The sequence below is a fragment of the Clostridioides sp. ZZV15-6388 genome, assembly GCF_020657755.1.
In the GTDB taxonomy this organism is placed as follows: domain Bacteria; phylum Bacillota; class Clostridia; order Peptostreptococcales; family Peptostreptococcaceae; genus Clostridioides.
Window position 1 is genome coordinate 1 of record NZ_JAGWCU010000039.1, and the last position, 24,135, is coordinate 24,135.

Consider the following 24,135-nt stretch of genomic DNA (forward strand, 5'->3'; position numbering starts at 1 on the left):
CTATAAAATCACAATAATCATATGAACTGCCAATATAAGCAGTTAACATATGTGTACATCTATCCATTTTATCTCTAAACATATATTATTATCCCCCTAAAAAACTTTCATAAAAACAAAAAGAAAAATATCTTTTTGGCAACTGGCTGACATAACTTATAAGATATTTTACAAGTCTTAGTCCCTATAGCTTTGCGTCACTAAATTTCTCTAGTTTTGCCGATTTAGTTTTATTCTACAACTACAATAATATAACAGAATTAGTTATTATTCAACATAATTATTTGAAAATTGGATAAATTTATAAATATGAACGTTATTTTACTTCAAAAAAATAAACTAAACGTATAAATTATATGGTAAAAATTACCTGTATCAATTGTGATTAGAAGCTTCTATTATTAATTTGAGCTAGGCAGAATTTGAGGGAGTGACAAAACGTGGAAGAAGAAATATTAATAGAAGGGTTAGTAAGAGTAGAATTTGTGGTAATGAACTATCTATGGGAAAAAGGTTCCTTGATATCTAAAAAAGAAATAATAAGAGACATAAAGCAGATGTATGGATGGCATAAGAGTACTATAAAAATAGTATTAAAAGGATTAATTTGTAAGGATTTTTTAGCTAGAGAGATTATAAGATTTCAATCGCATTATAAAATAATAATAACTAGTGAAGAGTATGATACTTTTAATAAAAAAGTATTAAAATCTACTAAGAACAGAAAAATTATACATTCTCTTACGACGATACATAAGCCCATGAGTAAAGAAAAACTAGATTATTTAGAAGAGTATTATAGGAATTTAGAAGAATAATTTAGTATAAATTGGAAATATTATTTATACAAATTTTCTTGTTTTAAAAAATTTGTTGATATAGACTTTATCTATATATAAATTAATAGTTTAAAAGATGAAAATGATAGGTAATTACATAATAAAAACAATGAAGGTATGAAAGTATAACTTTTTGTACCTTTATTTTATTTATTATTCTGAACATATTTTAAATTATTGAATAGGCTCACTTTTGGTTAATCCAGAATCTCAAAATACAGGTGACAAATCGGGTGTGGCACTTAAATTTTTATATTCACTACTTGATTTAAAATGTTCTAAGACTGAAAAGAAGTTTAAAAAAGCAATTAGAGAGCTTTTATGGTTTGTGTGTGAGTATTTAAAGATAAGTGGTAGTAAGAGCTATGATTATAAGTCAGTTCAAATAACATTTAATCATTCTATGATAATAAATGAGTCTGAAAAAATAGATATGGCTTCTAAATCAACTGGAATTATATCAGATGAAACTATTGTCAGTAATCATCCTTGGGTTGAAGATGTTAATGATGAATTAAAGCGACTTAAAAAACAGAAAGAAGAAAGTATGAAAGAATATGAAGATGTTTTTCCAACTAAAAAGAAAACTAAAGAAGGTGAATCTATAAATGAATAATATGGATTACTGGATAAAGATTTTTAATCAGTTAGAAGAAGATGTTCATAACAAAGGTGATACCTTTAACAAGGAACTAGAAAAACAATATGACATAATACTTTACAATATCCTTAGAGAAATAAATAATTGGTATATGAAATTTGCTAAGGATAATAAAATAAGCATGCAAGAAGCTGAAAAGTTATTAAATCCAAAGGAATTAGCTGAACTTAAATTATTATTAGAAGAATATATAAAATATGGAGAAGAAAATGTAATTAGTCAAAAGTGGATGAAAGAACTGGAAAGTGCAGTCAAAAAAGTTCGTATAAGTAGACTAGAAGCATTAAAATTAAAGATAAGGCATCAAGTTGAGGTATTATACTCGAAAGAGTATGAGGATGTAAATACACTTATAACAAATACCTATAAAGATAGTTACTATCATACTGCTTTTGAAGCTCAAAAAGGTATTGGTATTGGGTTGGCGATAGCCATGATTAGCCTAAATAAGATTAATAAAATAGTTAGCAATCCTTGGACTACTGATGGAATAACATTTGGTAATAGAATTTGGAATAAGCATAGACCAAGGTTGATAAGTGAACTTGATAAAGGTATAAAACAAACATTAATCAATGGAGTATCTCCTGAAAACTTAACAAATAAAATTACTAAAAACTTTAATACAAGTAAAGAAGAGGCTAAATTATTGGTCAAATCTGAGCTTGCTTTTTTTAGTTCATTAAATCAAAGGGATTGTTTTAATAGTCTAGGAGTTGAGAAATATGAAATAGTAAGTGCATTAGATAGCAGGGTTTGTGAAAAAAGATGCAGTCCTCTTGATGGTAAAGTAATTGAGATGAAGTATTATGAAATAGGAATCACAGCACCACCATTTCATCCTAGGTGTAGATGTGTGGTAGTGCCATATTTTGATGGTGAAGAAAGTTATAGGGCAGCAAGAGAAGAAGATAGTGAGATTTATTATGTTCCAGCATCAATGAAGTATAATGAGTGGTATTCGAAGTATGCAAAAGATAGTTCCTCAAGTGGGGCAATAAGCAGAAAAAGACTAAACGACCTAGAAATATATCTAAGAGAAGAAAAACATGCTAATTTATATTATGAAGAAATAAGAAAAAGAACTAGTGATATTAAAGCGATAGCTAGAAATACAGGCTATAGCGAAAAGGTAATACAAGATATAAAAAATCATGTGTTTATGAATAAATATAATTTATATGGTGGATATAAAAGTTTTGACCCTAGTTATGATATGGCTATATCTTGGCAAAGATTAATAGAGGGGAAAGATATAAGAAAATGTGATATAATATTATTAAAGCATGAGAGATTAGAGAAGTTTCTTATGGATAGATATAATTATGATTATAAGAAAGCTCATGGTTTAGTTGTTAGAAAATATGATTATGAAAAAGCTTTAAGGGAGGGATAAATATAGTACTTATAAAGAAAAATTATATAAAAGATGATAAAGTATCTTATTTTTATCAACCAGAAGAAGATGGAGAGTTTGGAGAAGTTATACTTTATACTAAAGATAAATCTTTTGATATAGTAAAAAGAGCAGAAAGAGATAGCGAAGGGAACCATTTTTATATGTCTCATGTTTACTGTATGATACGTAAATTTATAGAAGAAAATAATTATCCAGATGAGAAAACATCTTATTGGTACTAGAAAGCACTTGCTAAATGATAAATTAGTAGGTGCTTTTATTATGTAAAAATTTATTGAGAGGGTGATTTGAAATGCTTAAATTATATGTTTTATCAATAATTGTGTTTTGCACAGGGCTTTATTTATTTAAAATGAAGATTGATAGTAATGAGGAATTGATTGAATTACCTAAAAGTGTGAATATCAGAAAAAGAAAAAAATATAATTTTATTTTTCTAGCTTTATTTCCACTACTTAATTTTATTCTTGGTGTGATACTCATACTATATTCTTTGCTAGTTAGCAATGAAGATATTATTAAATATTTAAGGAGGAATAAATAAGATGGCTAAGTTTAAAAAGAAAGCAGTTGAAGTGGAAGCATTTAGATTAGGTTATGATGTAGAACCAAAATGGTTTATTGAGAATGATAGAGTTTGTAATTTTATGGAAGAAAAATGTATTAATGGACATGTAAGTTGTGATTTAAAGACATTAGAAGGTATTATGAGAGCCAATAAAGGGGATTACATTATACAAGGTGTAAAAGGAGAAATATATCCATGTAAAGCAGATATATTTGAAATGACATATGAAAAGGTTGAATATACTGCAACTATTGAAAATTTAACAAACTATGCTGAAAATTTAGAACAAAGACATAGATACATTAATAAAGATAACAATAAGAAAAATAAATTAGAACTTTCAGCTAAGTTAGAACTAGATACAACAGATTTTGAAAAAAATATAAGAAGTGCTACAAAAGAAATTGAAACATTTAATGAAGTAGTATATAGATTAGAAGAAAATTTAAATAGAGTATTTGGAAAAGAAAAGCTTAATGAAATAAAAATAAAAAGTCCTACAAAGCAACTTTCTGATGAGGATTTGGAGTATATAAGAGAGATAGCATATAAGGATATAAAAGCACGTTTTGCTAAAGAAGGTAAAATTAAGATAAATTATTAGATAAAAAAGTAAGGTGATTTTAATGTGTATATTAACTCAAGTTATAGTTGTAGTTTGTGTAGTACAAATCGTTATTAATTGTATTGCTAATGTTAATGTAGGTATTCTTTGTAATAAATTAAAAAAAGAAAATAAAGCTAATATAGATAAAGTTTCTGATGAAATTTTAAAGAGAGTAAGAGAAGAATTAAATAAATCATTAGATAAAAGTCTATAAGGACTTTTTTATTTTGTAAAAAATGAAAGGAGACATTTAAAATGGATTGGTTAAAAGAATTGCTAGAAGGAATAAAAATAGAGGATAACAAGATTGATGTAGCTTCTTTACAAAAGTCTATAGAAAAGAAAATAAAAGAGACTACAGTTACTCAAGAAGATTATGCAAATATTGAAACACAACTTAATACAGCTAATGAAACTATTAAAAAGTTTGAAGGAGGTATGACAAAAGAAGATGTAGAGAATCTAAAAACAACTTATGAAACTGATAAGAAAACTTTGGAAGAAACCTACAAAAAAGAAATTGAAGAAAAGGACTTTAATTACTGGTTAAATGATGCTTTTAAGTCTGTTAAATGTAGGGATGAAATAGCGTTAAAAGCTCATTTAGACATGGAAGCACTAAGAAATAGTAAAGACAGACAAAAGGCTTTTGAAGAGCAAATAAACCCTCTAAAACAAGATAAAGACTATTTGTTTAATGCAACATTAGAAGGTGGAGAGCCTAAAATAGATACTATAACACCAGGGCAAGAGCCTAAGATAAATGATTTTGGTTTTAATTTTACTGGGGTAAGACCTCATGAAAATAATAATAAATAGGAGGAAATAAAATGGCAGCACTAAATTATGCAAAAGAATATTCAAATGTTTTAGCACAAGCATATCCTTATACCTTAAACTTTGGGGATTTATATGCTACAGAAAATAATGGAAGATATAGATGGACTGGTTCTAAAACAATAGAAATACCAACTATATCTACAACTGGAAGGGTAGATTCAAACAGAGATACAATAGCAGTAGCTCAAAGAAACTATGATAATGCTTGGGAACCTAAGGTATTAACTAATCAAAGGAAATGGTCAACATTAGTTCATCCAGCTGATATTGACCAAACTAACCATGTAGCTTCAATAGGAAATATAACTCAAGTATACAATGAAGAACAAAAGTTTCCAGAGATGGATGCTTACTGTATATCTAAAATATATGCTGACTGGACAGCACTAGGTAACACAGCAGACACAACAGTTATTACAACTGCAAATGTTTTAGAAATATTTGATATGATGATGGAAAAAATGACAGAAGCTAGAGTACCGGAAAATGGAAGAATATTGTATGTTACACCAGTAATTAATACACTTATTAAAAATGCTAAAGAAATACAAAGAACAGTAAATATAAAAGATGGAGGAACTTCTTTAAATAGACAAACCACAGATATTGATTCAGTCAAAATAGTTAAAGTACCATCTGACCTTATGAAAACATTATATGATTTTACAACTGGATGGAAAGCAGGTGCAGGAGCTAAACAAATATTTATGTCTTTAGTTCATCCATCAGCAGTAATTACACCAGTTTCTTATCAATTCGCTACTCTAGACGAGCCAAGAGCAGTTACAGAGGGAAAATACTTATACTTTGAAGAAAGTTTTGAGGATGTATTTATACTAAATAAAAAAGCTGATGCTGTACAATTTGTTGTTGAAGCGTAGAAAAGGGAGTGATATATAATGCCACAAGTAAAGAAACTAAATAGAATATTAACAATAGAAGAATGTAGAATAGATGATTTTTTAGAAATGGGATATGATTTGATAGATGAAACTGGTAAAGCAGTAAAGTATGGGAAGTCATTAAATGTAAAAGATTTAGTTGCTGAAAATAATATTTTAAGAAATAAAGTTGAATCCTTAGAAGAAGAAAATAAGCAACTTAAAGAAAAGATAAAAATTTTAGAGGAAGAAAACAGCCAATCTATAGAAAAAGTAGAACCTACAGAAAAAAATAAGTCTAACAAAAAGTAGGTGGATGTCATGAAAAAAGAAGCTGATAACATGATTGACAATATAGAAAAAAGACTTCAAGGGTTTGGATATACTCTAAAGGATGGAGATAAATGGTTAATAGATTTTGTAAGAGAAAAGATAGAAAATATTATTAAATTAGATTGTAATATAAAAACTGTGCCAATTGAATTAAAAGAAATTGAAGTAGATATGATAGTTGGTGAGTTTTTATTTACGAAAAAAAATATGGGTCAATTAGATATAGAGAGTCTTAATTTTGAAGCTGTAGAAAAGTCTATATCAGAAGGTGATACAAAGGTAGATTTTGCTATAGGGAGTGGCTCACAAACTCCCGAGCAACGTTTTGATAGTCTTATAACCTACCTTACTACTTATGGTAAGAATAAAATATTAACCTTTAGGTGTTTAAGATGGTAAGTAAAACTAGAAAAGCAATAGAAATGCTATATAGAGATAAATGTACTATAGGTGAGTATCAGCCAATTAAAGACCCTGTGACAAAACGAACTAACAATAAAGAAGTAGTTGTATTAGAAAATCAACCATGTAAACTTTCATATAAAAATATTACATCAGCTACAGATGGAAAAGTAGCTAAACTAGAGCAAACTATTAAACTCTTTATATCGCCAAATATAGAAATTAAAGCAGGTTCAAAACTTATTATAACTACTCAAAATAATATAACAAGAGAGTATGTAAGAAGCGGAGAATCAGCTATATATCCAAATCATCAGGAAATAATATTAGAGCTGTTTAAAGAGAGAGCATAATGGGTAAAGGTGGAAGTGTTGATTTTAAAGAACTAAAGAAGTTGCAAAGAAATCTACAAAGGTTGGAAGAAAGTCAACTCGATAAGTTTTGCAGAGATTGTGCAAAAGAGTTAGCTGCTAGACTTATAGGAAAAGCTATAAAACGTACACCAGTTGATACAGGAGTGTTACGACAAGGTTGGAATGGTGTAGCTTATGCAAGGTCACTTCCAGTCATTAAAGCTGGAGATACTTACATTATAGAAATTATTAACCCCATCAAATATGCCAGTTTTATTGAGTTTGGTCACAGAACGAGAAACCATAAAGGTTGGGTTAAAGGCAGATATATGATGACTATTTCAGCACAAGAATTAAGAGGTCAAGTGGATATAATAATAGAAAAGAAACTAATAAATTTATTAAAGAAGGTATTTGATGCTTAATAATATAATTGATGGAATATCAGTAAAATTAGATGGGACATTTGGAGAAAAATATACAATTTATAGTGAAGATGTGGAGCAAGGTATAAATGAACCTTGTTTTTTTATTTGCCCTCTAAATCCAAGTAATACACCATACCCAAATGGTAGGACGCTAAAAAAGAATTCTTTTGATGTACATTATTTTCCTCGTTCAAAAGATAAGAGTTTTGAAATAAATGAGATAGCTGAAATGTTGTTAGAGGAATTAGAGTATATAGAAATTGATGGTGATTTAGTCAGAGGAACTAATATGAACTTTGAAATTATAGATAATGTACTTCATTTCTTTGTTGATTATAACTATTTCACTATAAAAAGTAATAATACAGAAAAAATGAATGATGTTGAATTATTTGGTGGTTTAAAAAGAGGTGATAATATTGAAAGCTAAAGTATTAAGTAAAGAAGATGGCTACAAATTTACTAAGGAGCAGATAGTTAATTCAAAGAAGTATGTAAATAGAAAAGACTTATTAAATGCAATTTTAAAAGAAAATGAGTTATATTCTTTTTCAGAAGTGGATGATAGAATAAATAATTTTATGAAAGGAGTGAGTTAGATGTCTTTAGGTGGAGGAACATTTATAACACAGAATAAAGTGTTACCAGGAAGTTATATAAACTTTGTAAGTGCTACAAGGGCAACAAGTTCATTATCTGACAGGGGTATTGTAGCAATGCCACTTGAACTTGATTGGGGTATTGATGAAGAAGTATTCCAAGTGACTAGTGATGATTTTGAGAAGTATTCAACTAAGTATTTTGGATATGATTATACACATGATAAGTTAAAAGGTCTTAGAGATTTATTTAAAAATATAAGACTAGGATATTTTTATAAATTAAATAAAGGAGTTAAAGCCAGTTGTACTATAGCTATAGCTAAGTATAGTGGAATAAGAGGTAATGACTTAAAGGTAATAGTTACAACAAATATAGATGATAATGCTAAGTTTGATGTTGTAACACTTTTAGATAATAAGAAGGTAGATATTCAAGTAGCTAAAGTCATTACAGACTTACAAGACAATGACTATGTAATTTGGAAGAAGGATGCAACATTAGAAGCTACAGCAGGATTAACTTTTACAAATGGAACTAATGGAGAAGCAGTTACAGGAGCAGAATATCAAACTTTCTTGGATAAAATAGAAAGCTACAGCTTTAATGCTTTAGGATGTTTGGCTACAACAACAGAGATTAAAAGTTTGTTTGTAGAATTTACTAAAAGAATGAGAGATAAGGTAGGAGCTAAGTTTCAGACTGTATTATTTAAGAAAAGTGATGCAGATTATGAGGGTGTAGTATCTGTAGAGAATAAGATTAAAGATACTGGGTTATTAGAATCGAGTTTGATTTATTGGGCTACTGGAGCTATAGCTGGATGTGATATAAATAAATCTAATACTAATAAAAAGTATGATGGTGAGTATGATGTTGATGTTAATTACACACAAATACAACTTGAGGAAGCACTAAAGAGTGGTAAGTTTATATTTCATAAAGTTGGTGATGAAGTTCATGTATTGGAGGATATAAATACATTTGTAAGTTTTACAGATGAGAAGAATGACGATTTTTCAAGTAACCAAAGTGTTAGAGTACTTGACCAAATTGCCAATGATATTGCAACTTTATTTAATGAAAAGTACTTAGGTAAAGTTCCGAATGATAAAGCTGGTCGTATCTCATTTTGGAATGATGTAGTAAAACACCATAAGGAATTAGAAAATATTAGAGCAATAGAAGATTTTAAAACTGATGATGTTAGTGTGGAGCTTGGAAATGACAAGAAAACTGTTATAGTAAGTGATGCTGTTAAGGTTATAAATGCTATGACTAAACTTTACATGACTGTTTCAGTTAGTTAGAGAGGAGAGTAAAAAAGTGAGTAATATTACTATGAATTCAAAAGATGCAATAAGTGCATCCTTAGCAGAATGTTTTGTAACAATAGAAGGCAAGAGATACCATCTGATGCAATGTATAAAAGTAGAAGCTAAGTTTGAGAAAACTAAAAGTGAAATACCAATCTTAGGTAGAACAGGAAAAGGGAATAAGACTACAGGTTGGAAGGGAACAGGAAGTGCAACTATTCATTATAATACTTCTATATTTAGAAAACTTATGCTTAGATATAAGGAGACTGGAGAAGATGTATATTTTGATATGCAAATTACTAATGAAGACCCTACATCAAGTGTTGGGAGACAAACAATTATATTAAAAGAATGTAATATGGATGGTGGCATATTGGCTACATTTGATGCAGATAGTGAATATTTAGAGGAAGATATAGATTTTACATTTGATGATTTTGAAATGCCAGAAGAATTTAAAATATTATTGGGAATGGAATAAAACACACATTTATAAATTATAGATGTGTGTTTTTATGTAAAAATTAAAATAAAAGGAGAATTAAGAAATGAGTAATTTAAGTGCTTTTTTAAGTCAAAATGCAATAAAAAATGAGAATGTAATGTATGTGGCAAGTGATAGATTTTTAGATGAAGAAGGAAAACCAATAAAATGGGAATTGAGGGTACTATCTTCCGAGGAAGATGAAGCATTAAGAAGAAATTGTACCAAAAGAGTAAAAGTGATTGGTAACAATGGTAAGCATACTGGACAATATACAAGTGAAATTGACTACAATAGTTATGTAGCTGAATTATGTGTAGCATCTACTGTATTTCCCGATTTAAAGGATGCAGAGTTACAAAATTCCTATGGAGTAATGGGAGAAGCTCAGCTATTAAAAACAATGCTTACAGCAGGAGAATATGTAAATTACACAGTAAAAGTGAATGAAGTAAATGGATTTGATACAACTTTTGAAGATAAAGTAGAAGAAGCAAAAAACTAATTCGAGGTGGCGATTTTGATGCTAGTATTACTCATTATTGTATTCAAAAACTAAAATGGAAACCTAGCGAATACTTGAATTTAGAAGTTAATGAGAGAGCATTAGCAGCCGCCTCAATACTTGTAAAGATAGAGGATGAAGAGGAAGCCATGAAAGAGGCTGAAAGAGAGAAAAAGAGAGGTAGAAGAAGATAGATTTTAAAAACTAAAGAATAACTTTTAATAGTCACATTACTAAAATATGAAAATGTTACAATTTTGGAAATAGATGGATATACATTTTGTATAGTATAATGTAGATAATATATAACCAAGTAAAAACAACAAATAAATCTAAATTATGAGAGGTGTATTTATGGAAAATAAGAATCTTAAACTTACAATATGTATATTTGCTTTTGTAATTGGAATAATAGTGTTATTTTGCTGTATAGGTCTTGGGCAATTTAGTGTAGAACGTATTATGCAACAAAATGGTGGAACGATGGATACCAACCAATATAATATATATTTAGAACAATCTATTTCACAATATAGAAATTTTGGTTCTATATTGGCTTTATTAGGAGGAATAGGAATACTGTTTGATAAAAGTGCTAGAAAATACTAAAAGAGTACATTTTTATTTAGGATGTGATGAATGATATGGCAAGAGATGTATTTAGTGTAAAGATGACACCACTAGAAGCTCAAAAGATTATAAAAGAAAATTTTGATGCAGATTTAGTTTCTGTTGATATTTATAACTTGGAAAATGATAAGTCTATAATAGTTACAATATTTGAAAAATATTATGCAAGAAGTAATAGTGATGCAGGTTTGGTAGTGATTTGTGAAAATACTACAGGAAAAACACTTGTTAAAATCACCTCAACTGGTAGTGCAATTGGGCTACTTCAGATTGATTGGGGAACAGGTGGTAATTTGATTAAAAGAATAAAAAAAATACTTATTGATTATATTGTTTAATTGTTTTATACAGATACTTTTGAGTTGGTATGGAATTTGTACTAACCTACTAATTAATCAGTAAAACCAAATAAACATAGAAAGCACTTATTTTTACAGTAGGTGCTTTTTATTAAAAAAATATAAAATAAAAAGTAATATATAGGAAAAATATGTAAGAATTATATGTTATAATATTTTTAGCAAGAAGATGTAATCTACAATTTATAGAGTGGAGTTCATGTATCAAAAAATTATCCTCCCAACGCTAAGAAGGGAGGTGAATATACATGGATAATTTTTTATTTAATGTGTTAGCTAGTTTAACAGCTAGTTACATAGTTTATTTGATTAGCAAGTTAGTCAAAAAAGTAAAAAGCCACTCTACCGCAAAGAGTGACTTAAAGATTGATATAAATTTTAAATATCATCGTAAAAAATAACTTTCAGTTATAGAACTTCACTCTACCGCAAATAGATTGTAGTTCTTCTTGCTTTCATTATACCACAAATTAGAAAAAATATGCAAAGTACTTACAAATAAGTAGGTGCTTTTGTTTTACCAAATTATGCTATAATATTGAGTGAGATGAGTAATTTGCGGGGGAATTTTACAATGTGGATATTAGTACCAATAATAACAATAGCATTACTTATAATAGCTATTTCTTCTATGCAATATATTTTAGTTATGATAGCTTTTTTGTTGATTATATATTCTTTTATAGAAAAGAAAATAGTTATGGGTTTTGTGTCAGTTCTTTTTTTCACTTATTCAATTTATCTTTGTGCAACTTGGGAAGATAAATCCTTGATAGCAGATAATAAAGTTGAGACTGTTAAGGCACAAAGAGAAGCTGTAGAAAGAGAAAAAGAAATGGAAAGAAGAAGAATACAAGAAGAAGTAGACAAAGAAAGATATATTGAAAAACATGGAATGGAAATATCAGAAAAGGACTTAAAAGTTAAGCTAGAGGCTTTAGTACCTCAAGAATACAAGGGGAAGAAATATGAATTAAAAGTAGGAAAATTTAAAAGATATAGTATGTATTTTGATTTAACTGTGCAAAATGAAAAATTTAGTAATTCTGAAGAATGTAAAAAGTTTGTAAAAGAAATTGCTAATGCTCTTAAAAAAATTAAAATAAGTAAGGCGTACTTTAAATTTCATTCAAAAGATGATGGTGGTATATATAATTATGTTTATATTGATTATTTTAGATATATACAAAATAATGTAGATAATGTTGAAAATTTAGAATTCAAGGAATCTGAACTTAAAACCGAAGAAGAAGAGAAGCGGGAACAAGAGAAAATAGAACAAGAAAAAAATAATGATAATAATTATATTGGAAATAGTGGAATTGACCCATTAGATAGAATAAAGAAATTAAAAGAGTTGCTAGACTTAGGAGCAATTACACAGGAAGAATATAATAAAAAGAAAAAGGAATTATTAGAATAGATAATATAGTAAGCACTTACAAACATGTAGGTGCTTTTGTTATTCGATAAAGTAGACATGATTATATGAACAAAGATATAGATTGTACTGCTAGATATATTTAAGTACATGTATTATGATTAATTAGATATTTAATGAAAATAAAGGTAAACCCATATTTTATGTTGAAATATATTATAAAATAAAAAAATATGGAGGATTTAGGAAATGAAAAGATTTTTTTTATTAATTATATTATGTTTACTAAGCATAGGAGTAGTTGCATGTTCCTCAAATGATGATAATGAAGACTACGATGATGTACCTAAGATAGAAAAAAAGTCTAACCCAAATGAAATAGATGGAATTAGAATTACAGTTAAAGGTGTTTCAAAAGAAGAAATGAAAGGCGATTATGATAAAGATGGAACTCCTAATAAAAATGGCGAGTATTTCGGTGTAGGGTCAGATGCAAAAAAGGCTGCTGATTATGAATATAAGGTTGTAAATGTAACTGTAGAAAATACAACCGATAAACCTGTAAAACTGTTTGAAGCTGGATGGAATGCAGATGGTACAGATTGGGATAAAAAAATTAGAGATATAAAAGTGACTGATAAGTTAGATAATAAAGAAGTTCCAGCACATGATAAATTTGATGCACAAGTTAAAATATTAACTGAAAAGAAGATGAATGTTAAAGAAGTTGTATTAAAATACAATCTAACAAATTATACGAATTTAGAAGAAGCAATAAATTATGGAGATAATGGAGCATCTGAAGAAGATTCAAAAAAGAGATATCCTGAACTTTACAAAGAAAACTGGATAGAGTTAGGGAAAATAAAATTTGAATAAAGATTTAATGTGGATTTAAAACGAAAATGATGCACTTACAAATATGTAGGTGCTTTTGTTATGTAATAAAATAGAGGTGATTGAATGAATAAAGATATAGAACTTACAGAAAAAGATTTATATTGTATTGCTAGACATATTCAAGTGTATATGTTCAAAAAAGATGATGAAGTGATAAAAAAAGAAGATAATCCATGTTGCAGATGTAAATATAGATATGAGTGTTACAAAAATAATGTTTGTATTTATCACTGGACCACATTTAAGAAGTTATCTAAAATTACAGGTCTTAAAATGGGTCCAGGATTAAGAATTTAGTACATTTTTAGAGCTATTTTAGTTAATTCACAATCAAACGTTCCCCAAAATGGACATTCGTCAGAACAGGGAGAGTCTAAACTTGAAAATTTTAGCCCTTTTTCGGTAGCATTTAAAATAGGAACCTCATAAAATTCAGCAGTTGCCATTATATTTTCACCTGCTACTGAACAGTACTCATAAATACTTTCAAATACCATATATTCACCATCCTTTCATAATTAATTTAGAAGTATCTAGCAATACATCTTGAATTAATTATAGCATGGTATATTAGGGAGATTTGTTTATATTAAGAATAATATGTAAAAATTTTATGTCTGTAGTATATGAAATGAATAGAAAAAAGAAGCACTTACAAATATGTAGGTGCTTTTGTTTTGCTCAAATTACCTAATTCTAAAATCGGTTTAACTGACTTTAGAACTGTACAAATAGTAAAATTAACTAACTTAGAAGTTGCTAAGTACAACTTTTGAAATTTATACAATATAAAAATGAACTAAAGTGATTGATTTTGCTCAAGTTGGTCGGTTGAGTGAAATAACTAGAAAAAATTGGTAAAAACTCTTGAAAAGTTTCGCGATACAATGTATAATTATATTATCGCGATACAGAAAAGAGGTGAAAGTTATTACTGATAGCAGTAGAGCAGATTACTTCAAGCAGAGACGACAGAATAAGAAAACTTTTAGTGTTCTACTAGATAGAGAGAAAGTAGAAAAAATTGAAGAACATTTAAAAAAGCAAAACAAGACTAAAACTATTTGGCTTGAAGAAAAGATTAATGAAGAGTTAGAAAAAGAGGAATAAAAATAAGGGACGTTCTCCCCGACCAAAGATTGAACATCCCTTATTGACGTATATTATATACACTAACTATAGTATACGTCATTCCTTGAAAAAAATCAATTTTAAGGAGTGTAATATTATGAATGAATTAATGAATTTTGAAGGAAAAGAGATTGAAGTATTCGAATTTGAAGGAAGAATTTTATTCAACTCAAAAGATGTAGCAAACTGTTTAGACATAAAAAATGTTAATGAGAATATAAGACTTATGAATGAAAAGCAAGTTGTAAAGTTAAGAAATTCGGATATCAGTAATACTGACATCCGAAAACTTAATAATGCTGGAGAAAATTTTCTTACTGAAAGTGGAGTGTATAAATTAATCTTTAAATCAAGAAAAGAAGAAGCTGAGAAGTTCCAAGACTGGATAAGCGATGAAGTACTTCCAAACATTCGACAAACAGGTGCATACATAACTAACAATGCCAACCCCGAAAAACTAAGAGAAAAAGCAAGTGAAATTGAAAAACTACAATTAGCTTATAATAGTACATCTATGCTAAAAGAACTATTAGATGATGCAGGCTTTGACAATAAATCAAAACTATTAACAGCAAAGACATTGTACAAGAAAGCAGGAATTGATTTGCCAATAGAGATAGATGAAGAAGAACATTATTTTGATACAAAACAAATAGCGTCTAAACTGAAAATATATTCTAAGAGTAATAAACCAGCACAACTTGCTGTTTGTGAGATTATTAAAAAGATTGATTTAGAAGAAAACGAAGTCAAAGGAGTTTGGGAGACCAATGGTTCTTGGACTGGTACTGTAAATAAATATACAAAGAGTGTAATAGATAAAATAAGAAATTGGATAGAGGAAAATAATAGACCTACTAAAATTCCAAGTGAGAAGAAGAATTATCATGTAGTGTATAAGATTGAGTAAATTTATCAGTTGTATTAAATAATATATTTTAGTTTATTTTGGGGGTTAATACAATGTGTGAGAATTTACTTGATAGTATAGATATTGAAAAGAGAAAAGAAGAATGTAGAATTAAACTTTTGAAAATAAGAGAAACAGATATAGATATATATAATAAGATAGAAAGTATAGTATATAAACTTTCTGAGAAAAAATTAGAGAAAAATAATAAATAGACATATAAAGCACTTGGATATTCTACTGTTTCAAGTGCTTTGTATGTTAAAAAATGGTATAATGGAGGTAAGAGTTATATTAACAATGTGGTATGTAAAGGTATTATGCAATTTTCGGATGTCCTTATCTAGGACAGCTGGTTTTATACTAACTAAGTGGTATGTAAAGTCTATTGTTATGTTCTCATCATCCATTGTTAGCACAGTTTTATATTAACTAAGTGGTATGTAAAGGCTTTTAAAGAGTTAAGTGAAAAAATAAATATTGAAGATTTTATATTAACTAAGTGGTATGTAAATGCAACTATCCAAAAAATTGGGCATGCCAAAATAGCTTTTTTTATATTAACTATGTGGTATGTAAATGTTGGTTCAATTTCCAAATGACTTAGACAGTGATTATGGTTTTATATTAACTATGTGGAAAAAAATAAATAGAAAAAGGAAGCACTTACTATTTAAGTAGGTGCTTTTGTTATTCTTTGCTAGATAAAGTAACAAGTTCATTAGGTGTACATTCAAGAACAAGGCAAAGCTTTTCGAATAAATCTAATTTTATAGAACTTGTTTCATTGTTAGCTAATTTCATCATGTTAGGATAAGCTATACCTACTTCTTTAGCTAACCAATATCTAGTTCGACCTTTGGATTCAAGTAATTTATCAATGTTAAAATACATTTTTTCACCTCTTAAGTATATTATACAACGATTATATAATGTTTGCAATATATAATATGTAAATAATATAATTGTATAATGTTTACATTATATAATGCGTACGATATAATATACTTAAGGAATAAAAAATAAGAGCCACTCGCCCCTACCAAGTTTGAGTAACTCTTATTGACATATACTACATATGCATTAATTATAGTATATGTCATTCCTTAAAAAAAATCAATTAAGGAGTGTGTTTTTATGAACAATTTAGTATTAATTAACAATCAAGAGTTGCAGGTTAAGGAGTTTAATAATCAAAGAGTTGTGACATTTAAAGAAATTGACCAAGTGCATGAAAGAACAGAAGGTACAGCAAAGAGAAATTTCTCAGAGAATAGAAAACATTTTATAGAGAATGAAGACTTCTTTTTTGTAAAAGCAAGTGATTTTGAAAAGTACGGAAATCGTACTTTAGAAATTCCTAATCGTGGATTAACTTTAATAACTGAAACAGGCTATTTGATGTTAGTAAAATCTTTTACAGATGATTTAGCGTGGAAAGTACAAAGACAATTAGTAAATAGTTATTTCAGAGTAAGAGAAGAAATAAAAACATTAGAAGCAGTAAATGAGTCAATTAAATTAATAACTCCAATCTTTGAAGATTTGAAAATTGATAAAAGTATGCAATTTCTTGTTGCTAAGACATTTTTTAAAAAAGCAGGAGTTGATATTCCGCTTGAAATTGAAGAAAAGGAACATTTTTATGATACAAAGCAGATTGCAAAAAAATTAGGACTTTACACAATGTCTAATAAACCAGCATTTATGGTAGTTAAACAAATTATAAGAAAACTTGATATTAAAGAAGATGAAATGAAAACAGTACTAGAAACCAATGGTTCTTGGACTGGTACTGTAACCAAATATTCTAATAAGGTTACAGAAAAAGTAAAAGAGTGGTTGAAAGAAAATAATAATCCCATTTCTGTTAAAGGAGACAAGAAAAACTATTATATATTGTATAAAAATAATTAGATTTTAGTTTTGAGTTTGAGGGGGATTAATACAATGCGTGAAAGTTTACTTAATGAATATAATTTAAAAACTGATGAAGATGTAGAATACTTTGTGAAGTTTGCTAATGCGTTATATGAACTAAAACAGAATAGCGAAGAAAAATTTCAAGAATATGCAGAGATACTAAGAGAAATACTTAGAGAGCAAGAAGAGAGAGAAAATAAGTAAAATAAATAGATAAAGCGCTTATAAGTACATAAAAGTGCTTTATCTTCCAAAATATGCTATAATTGTAGTATCAAATATATAGGGTGATTACGCATCCTAAGTGTGAGATTATCCCAAGCAATTGGAATTGATACTCACAAAGATGATTACTAAATAAAGTAATTATCACCGTCCCAATAAACATTGGGTAAAAACATCTAAAATTTAAAAACACTTGGGATAAAACTTATGTACATAAGTAATTATAATAGTTTGGATGGTTTGTGTTGTTCAAGAATGTGTATTTTATGGTAGTTTAAGAGTAACATGGGATGTTTTTAAATTTTGCTAGTTCCCAGTTAGCGCCGTTTCTTAATTGTTTAAGAGTAACATGGGATGTTTTTAAATTCTATTTGAAATACCATTTCCATATCACTATCTTTATGTTTAAGAGTAACATGGGATGTTTTTAAATAAGTGTGGTTGAAAGAAAATAATAATCCTATCTCAGTTTAAGAGTAACATGGGATGTTTTTAAATCTAAATCCAAAATTAATAACACAGCACCAAGTACTGTTTAAGAGTAACATGGGATGTTTTTAAATGTTTTGATAGCTCAAACAATTTATACTGCAATTACTGTTTAAGAGTAACATATGATGTTTTTAAATCTACGCAAATGAGATTGTTAGAGTTGCAGAAATACGTTTAAGAGTAACATATGATGTTTTATAAAATTATAAAAGGAGGTGTTAAAGATGATAAGTACAAGAAAAATAAAAGTAAGATGTGATGATAGTACATTTTATACATTCTTTAGGCAAGAACAAAGAGAACAAAATAAAGCTCTAAATATAGGCATAGGTATAATACATGCTAATGCAGTATTACATAATGTAGATAGTGGAGCAGAAAAGAAACTAAAGAAAAGTATAGAAGGATTACAAGGTAAAATTGATAAACTTAATAAAGACTTAGAAAAAGAGAAGATAACTGATAAAAAGAAAGAGGAAGTATTAAAAGCGATTGAGACTAATAAAAAGATATTAGATGGAGAGAAGAAGGCATTTAAAGAATCAGAAGAATACAGAAAAGGAATAGATGAACTTTTCAAAAATACATACTTGAAATCTAATACATTAGACCATGTTTTAGATAGTATGGTTAATATTCAGTACAAAAGAACTTTAAGCCTAGTTACGCAAAGGATTAAAAAAGATTATAGTAATGACTTTGTAGGAATTATAACAGGACAACAAAGTTTAAGAAACTATAGAAATGATAATCCACTAATGATTAGTAATCAACAGCTTAATTTCAAATATATAGATGATACTTTTTATTTGGATATTATGTGCGGATATAGGTTAGAGGTGGTTTTAGGTAAAAGAGATAATGAAAATGTAAATGAGCTTAAAACAACTTTAGATAAGGTTATAAGTAAAGAATATAAGGTTTGTGATAGTTCTATGCAGTTTGCTAAAAACAATAAAGATATAATATTAAATCTAGTTATAGACATACCTCAAAACTCTAATGTATATAAACCAGTAGAAGGCAGAACCTTAGGTGTAGATTTAGGTGTAGCTGTTCCTATTTATATGTGTTTAAATGATGATACATATAAAAGAAAAGGTCTTGGTGACATTAATAACTTCTTAAGAGTAAGACAACAGATGCAAACTAGAAGAAGAAAACTTCAAAAGGACTTAACTCTTACAAATGGAGGAAAGGGTCGTAAAAAGAAAACTCAATTACTTGATAAACTACAAGAAAATGAAAGAAACTTTGTAAAAACATATTCTCATGCACTAAGTAAAAGAGTAGTAGAATTTGCTAAAAGTAATAAGTGTGAATATATAAACATAGAAAAATTAACTAAAGATGGATTTGATAATATTATCTTAAGAAACTGGTCATATTTTGAATTGCAGAAAATGATTGAGTATAAAGCTGAAAGAGAAGGAATTGCTGTAAGATATGTAAATCCAGCATATACAAGTCAGAAGTGTTCAAGATGTGGTGAGATAGACAAGGAAAATAGACAGACACAAGCAAATTTTAAATGCACTAAATGTGGATTTGAACTTAATGCAGACCATAATGCAGCTATAAATATAGCCAGAAGTATAGAATTTGTATAATTAAATAGATATAATATAAATATAGGGTGATTACGCATCCTAAATGTGAGGTCATCCCAAGTGATTTGGGATAGGCACTCGCAAAGATAGTTGCTAAATGTAGCAATTATCATCGTCCTAGCGAATCGCTAGGTAAAAACATCCGAAATTTAAAAACACTTGGGATAAATTTGATTAATGCTAGTATTTACAATGGTTATGTTGTTTTATTTTATTTAAGAATGTGCATTTTTAAGTGGTTGAAGAATAACATGAGATGTTTTTAAATGCTGTTGTTGGAACAAATACATAAGTTTCTTCTGGAGTTGAAGAATAACATGAGATGTTTTTAAATAACGTATACAGATTCTTATAGAGAAAAAGCGATAAAAGTTGAAGAATAACATGAGATGTTTTTAAATACTGAGTATTCAAAGGACATAGATGAACTTAATGCGTTGAAGAATAACATGAGATGTTTTTAAATATGAAGATGGTGAATATACATTATCGACTGATAGAGAGTTGAAGAATAACATGAGATGTTTTTAAATCTTTCAATAGACTTTACAGCACTTTCTTCAAATAACAGTTGAAGAATAACATGAGATGTTTTTAAATTTGCCACAATTCCCACATTTACATAAGCAATATTTCGTTGAAGAATAACATGAGATGTTTTTAAATTCAATATCAACTAACACAGTTTCTTCTGCTAAAACGCGTTGAAGAATAACATGAGATGTTTTTAAATGTACTTCTAAAACCTATTGAAACCATACCAACAGCTGTTGAAGAATAACATGAGATGTTTTTAAATCCAATTTTTATTGTAGCTGTACTTACTCCATTTATAGTTGAAGAATAACATGAGATGTTTTTAAATTTGTTAACATCCTCCACATACCAGCCAGTTCTTGTAGTTGAAGAATAACATGGGATGTTTTTAAATCTAAACCTCACACTTTGCAAAGCTCCACTTATTTTTGTTAAAGAATAACATAGGATGTAAAAATAAATATTTATAAAAATACTAAAAAACACTTACTAATGTAGGTGTTTTTTTAATGAAAGGATGTGATAATAATGTAAAAATTTTACTGATATAGTATAATAATCTTATAAAATTATGTAGGGGGTAATATTATGGGGTTATTTAGAAAATCAAAAGAACCATGCTGTATATGTGGAAAAGAAAAGACAGACCAAAAAATAAAGGATGGTGCTGTTTGTATAGAATGTCTAATGGATTATATGGAGTATAAAGACAAACAATTTACTTTTAAAGATGGATTACCTACAAAATCTGAAATTCAAATCGTTCTAGATTCTAAGAAACAGAATGATTTTTTAGTTGAAAAATTTAATGTAACTAAGGAAATTAACAGTTTTATAAAGTTTGATGAAACTAATAAACTCATATATATAGAGACTAAAAGAAAAAATGGGAAAATAAAGAAAAATGTTTATAGTTTTGAAAATATAACAGGCTTTGAATTGTTAGAAGACGGAGAGACTATAACAAAAGGCGGTCTTGGGAGTGCTATAGCAGGAGGCGTTTTATTTGGTGGTACAGGAGCTATTGTTGGTAGCATTGTAGGTAAGAAAAAGACAAAAAAGATAATCGAAAATTTACAAATAAAGCTTACATTAAAAACTATTTCAGAGCCTGTGGCATATATAAATTTAATTAATGTAAAAACAAAGACAAATTCTATTGGATATGAAAGAGCGTATGCAGAAGCACAAGAGATTTTATCTATTTTAGCTATAATTTTAAAAGATATAGAAAAGGAAAGAGAAGAAATTAATAATAATAACTCTAATGCAGATGAAATATTAAAATATAAGAATTTATTAGACTTAGGAGCAATAACAGAAGACGAATTTAATACTAAGAAAAAAGAATTATTGAATTTGTAATATAAAAAACACTTACTTATGTAGGTGTTTTTTTATATAAGAATTTTAGAAAGGAGAGTGAGAAAATGGCAACGATACAAACTTCAATAAAGATTTTCGACGGAATGACACCTGCATTTCGCAATATGACTACTTCTATTAACACAACGATTAATAGCTTAGAACGATTGCAACAAAGATTACACAACCCTATAAATACCAGTGGGATACAGACATCTCAGCAAAGTTTGAATAATATAGAAAGTATTCTTACTAGGATAGAACAAAATATAGGAAAAGCTGACGAGCAACAGAGAAGATTTAACGAAGATATTAACAAGGGAGCAAGTAATACAGATAGATTGCTAGGAAGTGTTAAAAAGGTTGTTGGGACTTATATGGGCTTAAAAACTTTAGGAGGATTAGGTAGTTTAAGTGACCAAATGACCAGCACAAATGCAAGACTTGGCATGGTAAATGATGGGCAACAATCAGATAGCGGATTAAATAAAATGATATTTCAATCGGCTGAGAGGTCAAGAGCATCTTATTTAGATACTGCAAAAATTGTAAGCAGGGTGGGTATGAATGCAGGCAAAGCATTTAGTAGTACAAAAGAAATAGTAAGCTTTGCAGAGCAATTAAACAAAAAATTTATAATAGCAGGAGCTAGTACTCAAGAGATGAGTTCGGCACTTTTACAATTGACTCAAGGTTTGGGTTCTGGTGTGTTGAGAGGAGAAGAACTGAATGCTGTATTTGAGTCAGCACCTAATATTATTAAATCTATCGCGGATTACCTCGATGTGGACATAGGAAAAATAAGGAGCATGGCAAGTGAAGGAATGCTTACAGCAGACATTGTAAAAAACTCATTACTTTCAGCAGCAGAGCAGACCAATGCAGAATTTGAGAAGATGCCTTATACATTAGGTCAAATCTTTACTAGTGTAAAAAATAATGCAGTTATGATATTTGGAGCTATACAGAAGAAAATTGAGGATACAGTTTCAAGCAAAGGATTTAGAACTTTCATAACTGATGTTAAAGACTCATTATACGTACTTGGAGCAGTTGGTTTTAATGTATTTAGTGGATTTATTAATTTACTGAGTAGTCCAGCTTTTCAGAATTTTTTTAATGTGATGATTGTTGGCACTAGTTTAGTTGTACAAGGGCTAGGTTGGATAATAACACAAGCACTTAATGTAGCTAATGTATTTGCACAGAATTGGTCAATCATTGCTCCTGTGATTTGGGGAATCATTGCAGTAATAGCTATTTATAAAATAACTATTATTTCTCTCTTGGCAATACAAACACTGCATACAACATTAACCCTAGCACAAAGCTTTGCAACAGCTTTATTGAATGGTGAATTAATGGCAGAAACTAGATTTTTGTTACTTAATAAATTAGAAACGCTAGGTTTAAGTCAAGCGAATGCTTTATTGTGTGTAAGTATTTTAAAAGTTGTTGCTGTAATGGCTCTAGTAATAGCAGCAATATTTGTAGGAGTAGCAATATTCAATCATTTTGCAGGAACAAGCATTTCTGCAACTGGAGTAGTAGTAGGGTGTTTTTATTTCTTGGGAGCTTGTATTTATGATGTATTCGCAGCAGCTTGGAATATTGTGATGGCATTTGTAGAGTTCTTTGTTAACTCATTTAACATTGGTGTCTATAATGCACAGATGTTATTCTATAATCTTGCAAATTTTGTTATAAACTCAATGGGTGATGTTGGAGGTTCTTTCGATAGATGTGCAACAACACTTGCAAATGTATTTATAAATGGAGTAAATTTAGCAATAAAAGCGGTAAATGGGTTAATTGAATTAATTAATAAAATACCCGGAGTAAATATAGATACATTTGGTCATGGTTATACAAAAAATATAGACTCTGTTGTTGGAGGTTTAAAAAACTATCAAAAAACATTAAAAGAGCCTATTAAACCACAAGACTGGAAAGCACCATATATGGACATTAAAAATCCATTTGACTCTTTTAATAAAGGATATAAAGTAGGTCAAAATTTAGAAAATAAATTAAAAGATGCTTTTGACATCAACAAAATAGCAGAAAAGGCAAAAAAAGATTTAGGATTAGACGACCTTTGGGACAAAAAGTATGGATTAGGAGATGGATTTGGTTCTGGTGGACTTAATTCTCCACTTAGCGACGCAGCCAAAGGAGCAAAAGACACAGCAGGAAACACAGCTAAAATGGCAAAGACAATGGATAAAAGTCAAGAGGACTTAAAATACTTAAGAGATATAGCAGAACAGGAAACAATCAATAGATTCACAGGAGTAAACATAAAAATTGATATGAACAATACAAACAACATAAGTAAAGATGCAGATGTGGACGGTATAGTTAACGTACTAACAGAAAAATTAAACGACGCTATGGTTGTATCAGCAGAAGGAATAGTTTAGGAGGTGTTT

32 protein-coding genes, 3 CRISPR repeat arrays and 1 riboswitch are annotated in these 24,135 nt (G+C 28.6%); of the genes, 30 read left to right on the top strand and 2 right to left on the bottom strand.

Annotated elements, in window-relative coordinates; all coding sequences use genetic code 11:
• Positions 1-134: 134 nt before the first annotated feature.
• A riboswitch (cyclic di-GMP riboswitch) is annotated at positions 135-231 on the bottom strand.
• Between the two features lie 209 nt (positions 232-440).
• The 22 genes from KGF48_RS17205 (at position 441) to KGF48_RS17310 (ending at position 13,807) form a co-directional block, all read left to right on the top strand.
• Positions 441-818, top strand: a complete 378-nt coding sequence (locus KGF48_RS17205) for a BlaI/MecI/CopY family transcriptional regulator (RefSeq protein ID WP_227841009.1) — start codon at positions 441-443, stop codon at positions 816-818.
• Between the two features lie 214 nt (positions 819-1,032).
• Complete coding sequence (locus KGF48_RS17210; protein ID WP_227868313.1) at positions 1,033-1,455, top strand: phage portal protein; 423 nt, start codon at positions 1,033-1,035, stop codon at positions 1,453-1,455.
• Positions 1,448-2,896 (top strand): minor capsid protein, encoded by a 1,449-nt coding sequence (locus KGF48_RS17215; RefSeq protein WP_227868314.1) that lies wholly within the window; start codon positions 1,448-1,450, stop codon positions 2,894-2,896. Before KGF48_RS17210 ends, KGF48_RS17215 begins: the two co-directional genes overlap by 8 nt.
• Positions 2,897-3,465: 569 nt before the next feature.
• Positions 3,466-4,092, top strand: coding sequence for a hypothetical protein (locus KGF48_RS17220; protein ID WP_227868315.1), 627 nt, complete (start codon positions 3,466-3,468; stop codon positions 4,090-4,092).
• A gap of 22 nt (positions 4,093-4,114) precedes the next feature.
• Positions 4,115-4,309 (top strand): hypothetical protein, encoded by a 195-nt coding sequence (locus tag KGF48_RS17225; protein WP_227868316.1) that lies wholly within the window; start codon positions 4,115-4,117, stop codon positions 4,307-4,309.
• Between the two features lie 41 nt (positions 4,310-4,350).
• Positions 4,351-4,914 carry a phage scaffolding protein gene (locus KGF48_RS17230; RefSeq protein ID WP_227868317.1) on the top strand — a complete coding sequence of 188 codons (564 nt, stop codon included), beginning with the start codon at positions 4,351-4,353 and terminating at the stop codon, positions 4,912-4,914.
• Positions 4,915-4,925: 11 nt separating this feature from the next.
• On the top strand, positions 4,926-5,816 hold the full coding sequence (locus KGF48_RS17235; RefSeq protein WP_074178012.1) for a capsid protein: 891 nt from the start codon (positions 4,926-4,928) through the stop codon (positions 5,814-5,816).
• Positions 5,817-5,834: 18 nt separating this feature from the next.
• Complete coding sequence (locus KGF48_RS17240) at positions 5,835-6,128, top strand: hypothetical protein (RefSeq protein WP_227868318.1); 294 nt, start codon at positions 5,835-5,837, stop codon at positions 6,126-6,128.
• A gap of 9 nt (positions 6,129-6,137) precedes the next feature.
• Positions 6,138-6,548 (top strand): hypothetical protein, encoded by a 411-nt coding sequence (locus tag KGF48_RS17245; RefSeq protein WP_074178013.1) that lies wholly within the window; start codon positions 6,138-6,140, stop codon positions 6,546-6,548.
• Positions 6,542-6,904, top strand: a complete 363-nt coding sequence (locus tag KGF48_RS17250) for a hypothetical protein (protein WP_227868319.1) — start codon at positions 6,542-6,544, stop codon at positions 6,902-6,904. The genes KGF48_RS17245 and KGF48_RS17250 overlap by 7 nt, the downstream gene beginning before the upstream one ends.
• Complete coding sequence (locus KGF48_RS17255) at positions 6,904-7,329, top strand: HK97 gp10 family phage protein (RefSeq protein ID WP_227868320.1); 426 nt, start codon at positions 6,904-6,906, stop codon at positions 7,327-7,329. The genes KGF48_RS17250 and KGF48_RS17255 overlap by 1 nt, the downstream gene beginning before the upstream one ends.
• Complete coding sequence (locus tag KGF48_RS17260; RefSeq protein WP_227868321.1) at positions 7,322-7,762, top strand: DUF6838 family protein; 441 nt, start codon at positions 7,322-7,324, stop codon at positions 7,760-7,762. The genes KGF48_RS17255 and KGF48_RS17260 overlap by 8 nt, the downstream gene beginning before the upstream one ends.
• A complete protein-coding gene (locus KGF48_RS17265) occupies positions 7,752-7,931 on the top strand; it encodes a hypothetical protein (RefSeq protein ID WP_255642542.1) in 180 nt (59 codons plus the stop codon). Before KGF48_RS17260 ends, KGF48_RS17265 begins: the two co-directional genes overlap by 11 nt.
• Positions 7,932-9,242 carry a phage tail sheath family protein gene (locus KGF48_RS17270; RefSeq protein WP_227868322.1) on the top strand — a complete coding sequence of 437 codons (1,311 nt, stop codon included), beginning with the start codon at positions 7,932-7,934 and terminating at the stop codon, positions 9,240-9,242. It begins immediately after the preceding gene.
• A gap of 31 nt (positions 9,243-9,273) precedes the next feature.
• Positions 9,274-9,732 (top strand): phage tail tube protein, encoded by a 459-nt coding sequence (locus KGF48_RS17275; protein ID WP_021418476.1) that lies wholly within the window; start codon positions 9,274-9,276, stop codon positions 9,730-9,732.
• A 67-nt stretch (positions 9,733-9,799) separates the two neighbouring features.
• The gene (locus KGF48_RS17280; RefSeq protein WP_227868323.1) at positions 9,800-10,240 is read left to right on the top strand and encodes a phage tail assembly chaperone; all 441 of its coding nucleotides are present in this window, start codon (positions 9,800-9,802) and stop codon (positions 10,238-10,240) included.
• Positions 10,241-10,594: 354 nt separating this feature from the next.
• Entirely contained in the window at positions 10,595-10,849 is a 255-nt protein-coding gene (locus KGF48_RS17285) for a hypothetical protein (RefSeq protein WP_227828542.1), read from the top strand.
• A 35-nt stretch (positions 10,850-10,884) separates the two neighbouring features.
• Complete coding sequence (locus KGF48_RS17290) at positions 10,885-11,208, top strand: DUF6054 family protein (protein WP_227868324.1); 324 nt, start codon at positions 10,885-10,887, stop codon at positions 11,206-11,208.
• Positions 11,209-11,477: 269 nt separating this feature from the next.
• A complete protein-coding gene (locus KGF48_RS17295; protein WP_227856468.1) occupies positions 11,478-11,630 on the top strand; it encodes a type I toxin-antitoxin system toxin in 153 nt (50 codons plus the stop codon).
• A 173-nt stretch (positions 11,631-11,803) separates the two neighbouring features.
• Complete coding sequence (locus tag KGF48_RS17300; protein ID WP_413894825.1) at positions 11,804-12,652, top strand: SHOCT domain-containing protein; 849 nt, start codon at positions 11,804-11,806, stop codon at positions 12,650-12,652.
• A 207-nt stretch (positions 12,653-12,859) separates the two neighbouring features.
• Complete coding sequence (locus KGF48_RS17305; protein WP_227868326.1) at positions 12,860-13,489, top strand: hypothetical protein; 630 nt, start codon at positions 12,860-12,862, stop codon at positions 13,487-13,489.
• Between the two features lie 84 nt (positions 13,490-13,573).
• Complete coding sequence (locus tag KGF48_RS17310; protein WP_227868327.1) at positions 13,574-13,807, top strand: hypothetical protein; 234 nt, start codon at positions 13,574-13,576, stop codon at positions 13,805-13,807.
• Here KGF48_RS17310 and KGF48_RS17315 read toward each other — a convergent pair.
• Positions 13,804-14,007, bottom strand: coding sequence for a hypothetical protein (locus KGF48_RS17315; protein WP_227868328.1), 204 nt, complete (start codon positions 14,005-14,007; stop codon positions 13,804-13,806). The genes KGF48_RS17310 and KGF48_RS17315 overlap by 4 nt on opposite strands.
• Positions 14,008-14,431: 424 nt before the next feature.
• Here KGF48_RS17315 and KGF48_RS17320 point away from each other — a divergent pair, with 424 nt between their 5' ends.
• The 3 genes from KGF48_RS17320 to KGF48_RS17330 all read left to right on the top strand — a co-directional run bounded on the left by KGF48_RS17320 (position 14,432) and on the right by KGF48_RS17330 (position 15,766).
• Positions 14,432-14,620: a hypothetical protein gene (locus KGF48_RS17320; RefSeq protein WP_227868329.1), complete on the top strand. Its 189-nt coding sequence runs from the start codon at positions 14,432-14,434 to the stop codon at positions 14,618-14,620.
• Between the two features lie 115 nt (positions 14,621-14,735).
• Positions 14,736-15,551 (top strand): Bro-N domain-containing protein, encoded by an 816-nt coding sequence (locus tag KGF48_RS17325; protein WP_413894826.1) that lies wholly within the window; start codon positions 14,736-14,738, stop codon positions 15,549-15,551.
• Positions 15,552-15,604: 53 nt separating this feature from the next.
• Positions 15,605-15,766 carry a hypothetical protein gene (locus tag KGF48_RS17330; RefSeq protein WP_227868331.1) on the top strand — a complete coding sequence of 54 codons (162 nt, stop codon included), beginning with the start codon at positions 15,605-15,607 and terminating at the stop codon, positions 15,764-15,766.
• Between the two features lie 72 nt (positions 15,767-15,838).
• Positions 15,839-16,131: direct repeats of the CRISPR family, unit length 27 nt; unit sequence TTTTATATTAACTAAGTGGTATGTAAA.
• A 110-nt stretch (positions 16,132-16,241) separates the two neighbouring features.
• Here the strand turns inward: KGF48_RS17330 and KGF48_RS17335 are convergent.
• Positions 16,242-16,445 (bottom strand): helix-turn-helix domain-containing protein, encoded by a 204-nt coding sequence (locus KGF48_RS17335; RefSeq protein ID WP_021367646.1) that lies wholly within the window; start codon positions 16,443-16,445, stop codon positions 16,242-16,244.
• A gap of 243 nt (positions 16,446-16,688) precedes the next feature.
• Here KGF48_RS17335 and KGF48_RS17340 point away from each other — a divergent pair, with 243 nt between their 5' ends.
• From KGF48_RS17340 to KGF48_RS17360, 5 genes are all read left to right on the top strand, one after another.
• Positions 16,689-17,468 (top strand): ORF6N domain-containing protein, encoded by a 780-nt coding sequence (locus tag KGF48_RS17340; protein WP_227868332.1) that lies wholly within the window; start codon positions 16,689-16,691, stop codon positions 17,466-17,468.
• Between the two features lie 33 nt (positions 17,469-17,501).
• Positions 17,502-17,678: a hypothetical protein gene (locus KGF48_RS17345; RefSeq protein WP_227868333.1), complete on the top strand. Its 177-nt coding sequence runs from the start codon at positions 17,502-17,504 to the stop codon at positions 17,676-17,678.
• A 293-nt stretch (positions 17,679-17,971) separates the two neighbouring features.
• Positions 17,972-18,393: a CRISPR direct-repeat array (repeat unit 30 nt; unit sequence GTTTAAGAGTAACATGGGATGTTTTTAAAT).
• Between the two features lie 22 nt (positions 18,394-18,415).
• Positions 18,416-19,801 (top strand): RNA-guided endonuclease TnpB family protein, encoded by a 1,386-nt coding sequence (locus KGF48_RS17350; protein WP_227868334.1) that lies wholly within the window; start codon positions 18,416-18,418, stop codon positions 19,799-19,801.
• Between the two features lie 238 nt (positions 19,802-20,039).
• A CRISPR array of direct repeats spans positions 20,040-20,732; the repeat unit is 30 nt; unit sequence GTTGAAGAATAACATGAGATGTTTTTAAAT.
• A gap of 194 nt (positions 20,733-20,926) precedes the next feature.
• A complete protein-coding gene (locus tag KGF48_RS17355; protein ID WP_227868335.1) occupies positions 20,927-21,703 on the top strand; it encodes an SHOCT domain-containing protein in 777 nt (258 codons plus the stop codon).
• Between the two features lie 65 nt (positions 21,704-21,768).
• Entirely contained in the window at positions 21,769-24,126 is a 2,358-nt protein-coding gene (locus KGF48_RS17360) for a tape measure protein (RefSeq protein ID WP_227868336.1), read from the top strand.
• The last annotated feature ends 9 nt before the right edge of the window (positions 24,127-24,135 follow it).

Bases quoted from the DNA above. Each gene is read 5' to 3' on its own strand.
- KGF48_RS17215 (WP_227868314.1), top strand. From the start codon at position 1,448: ATGAATAATATGGATTACTGGATAAAGATTTTTAATCAGTTAGAAGAA.
- KGF48_RS17220 (WP_227868315.1), top strand. From the start codon at position 3,466: ATGGCTAAGTTTAAAAAGAAAGCAGTTGAAGTGGAAGCATTTAGATTA.
- KGF48_RS17225 (WP_227868316.1), top strand. From the start codon at position 4,115: ATGTGTATATTAACTCAAGTTATAGTTGTAGTTTGTGTAGTACAAATC.
- KGF48_RS17230 (WP_227868317.1), top strand. From the start codon at position 4,351: ATGGATTGGTTAAAAGAATTGCTAGAAGGAATAAAAATAGAGGATAAC.
- KGF48_RS17235 (WP_074178012.1), top strand. From the start codon at position 4,926: ATGGCAGCACTAAATTATGCAAAAGAATATTCAAATGTTTTAGCACAA.
- KGF48_RS17240 (WP_227868318.1), top strand. From the start codon at position 5,835: ATGCCACAAGTAAAGAAACTAAATAGAATATTAACAATAGAAGAATGT.
- KGF48_RS17245 (WP_074178013.1), top strand. From the start codon at position 6,138: ATGAAAAAAGAAGCTGATAACATGATTGACAATATAGAAAAAAGACTT.
- KGF48_RS17250 (WP_227868319.1), top strand. From the start codon at position 6,542: ATGGTAAGTAAAACTAGAAAAGCAATAGAAATGCTATATAGAGATAAA.
- KGF48_RS17255 (WP_227868320.1), top strand. From the start codon at position 6,904: ATGGGTAAAGGTGGAAGTGTTGATTTTAAAGAACTAAAGAAGTTGCAA.
- KGF48_RS17260 (WP_227868321.1), top strand. From the start codon at position 7,322: ATGCTTAATAATATAATTGATGGAATATCAGTAAAATTAGATGGGACA.
- KGF48_RS17270 (WP_227868322.1), top strand. From the start codon at position 7,932: ATGTCTTTAGGTGGAGGAACATTTATAACACAGAATAAAGTGTTACCA.
- KGF48_RS17275 (WP_021418476.1), top strand. From the start codon at position 9,274: ATGAATTCAAAAGATGCAATAAGTGCATCCTTAGCAGAATGTTTTGTA.
- KGF48_RS17280 (WP_227868323.1), top strand. From the start codon at position 9,800: ATGAGTAATTTAAGTGCTTTTTTAAGTCAAAATGCAATAAAAAATGAG.
- KGF48_RS17285 (WP_227828542.1), top strand. From the start codon at position 10,595: ATGGAAAATAAGAATCTTAAACTTACAATATGTATATTTGCTTTTGTA.
- KGF48_RS17290 (WP_227868324.1), top strand. From the start codon at position 10,885: ATGGCAAGAGATGTATTTAGTGTAAAGATGACACCACTAGAAGCTCAA.
- KGF48_RS17295 (WP_227856468.1), top strand. From the start codon at position 11,478: ATGGATAATTTTTTATTTAATGTGTTAGCTAGTTTAACAGCTAGTTAC.
- KGF48_RS17300 (WP_413894825.1), top strand. From the start codon at position 11,804: ATGTGGATATTAGTACCAATAATAACAATAGCATTACTTATAATAGCT.
- KGF48_RS17305 (WP_227868326.1), top strand. From the start codon at position 12,860: ATGAAAAGATTTTTTTTATTAATTATATTATGTTTACTAAGCATAGGA.
- KGF48_RS17310 (WP_227868327.1), top strand. From the start codon at position 13,574: ATGAATAAAGATATAGAACTTACAGAAAAAGATTTATATTGTATTGCT.
- KGF48_RS17315 (WP_227868328.1), bottom strand. From the start codon at position 14,007: ATGGTATTTGAAAGTATTTATGAGTACTGTTCAGTAGCAGGTGAAAAT.
- KGF48_RS17330 (WP_227868331.1), top strand. From the start codon at position 15,605: ATGTGTGAGAATTTACTTGATAGTATAGATATTGAAAAGAGAAAAGAA.
- KGF48_RS17335 (WP_021367646.1), bottom strand. From the start codon at position 16,445: ATGTATTTTAACATTGATAAATTACTTGAATCCAAAGGTCGAACTAGA.
- KGF48_RS17340 (WP_227868332.1), top strand. From the start codon at position 16,689: ATGAACAATTTAGTATTAATTAACAATCAAGAGTTGCAGGTTAAGGAG.
- KGF48_RS17345 (WP_227868333.1), top strand. From the start codon at position 17,502: ATGCGTGAAAGTTTACTTAATGAATATAATTTAAAAACTGATGAAGAT.
- KGF48_RS17350 (WP_227868334.1), top strand. From the start codon at position 18,416: ATGATAAGTACAAGAAAAATAAAAGTAAGATGTGATGATAGTACATTT.
- KGF48_RS17355 (WP_227868335.1), top strand. From the start codon at position 20,927: ATGGGGTTATTTAGAAAATCAAAAGAACCATGCTGTATATGTGGAAAA.
- KGF48_RS17360 (WP_227868336.1), top strand. From the start codon at position 21,769: ATGGCAACGATACAAACTTCAATAAAGATTTTCGACGGAATGACACCT.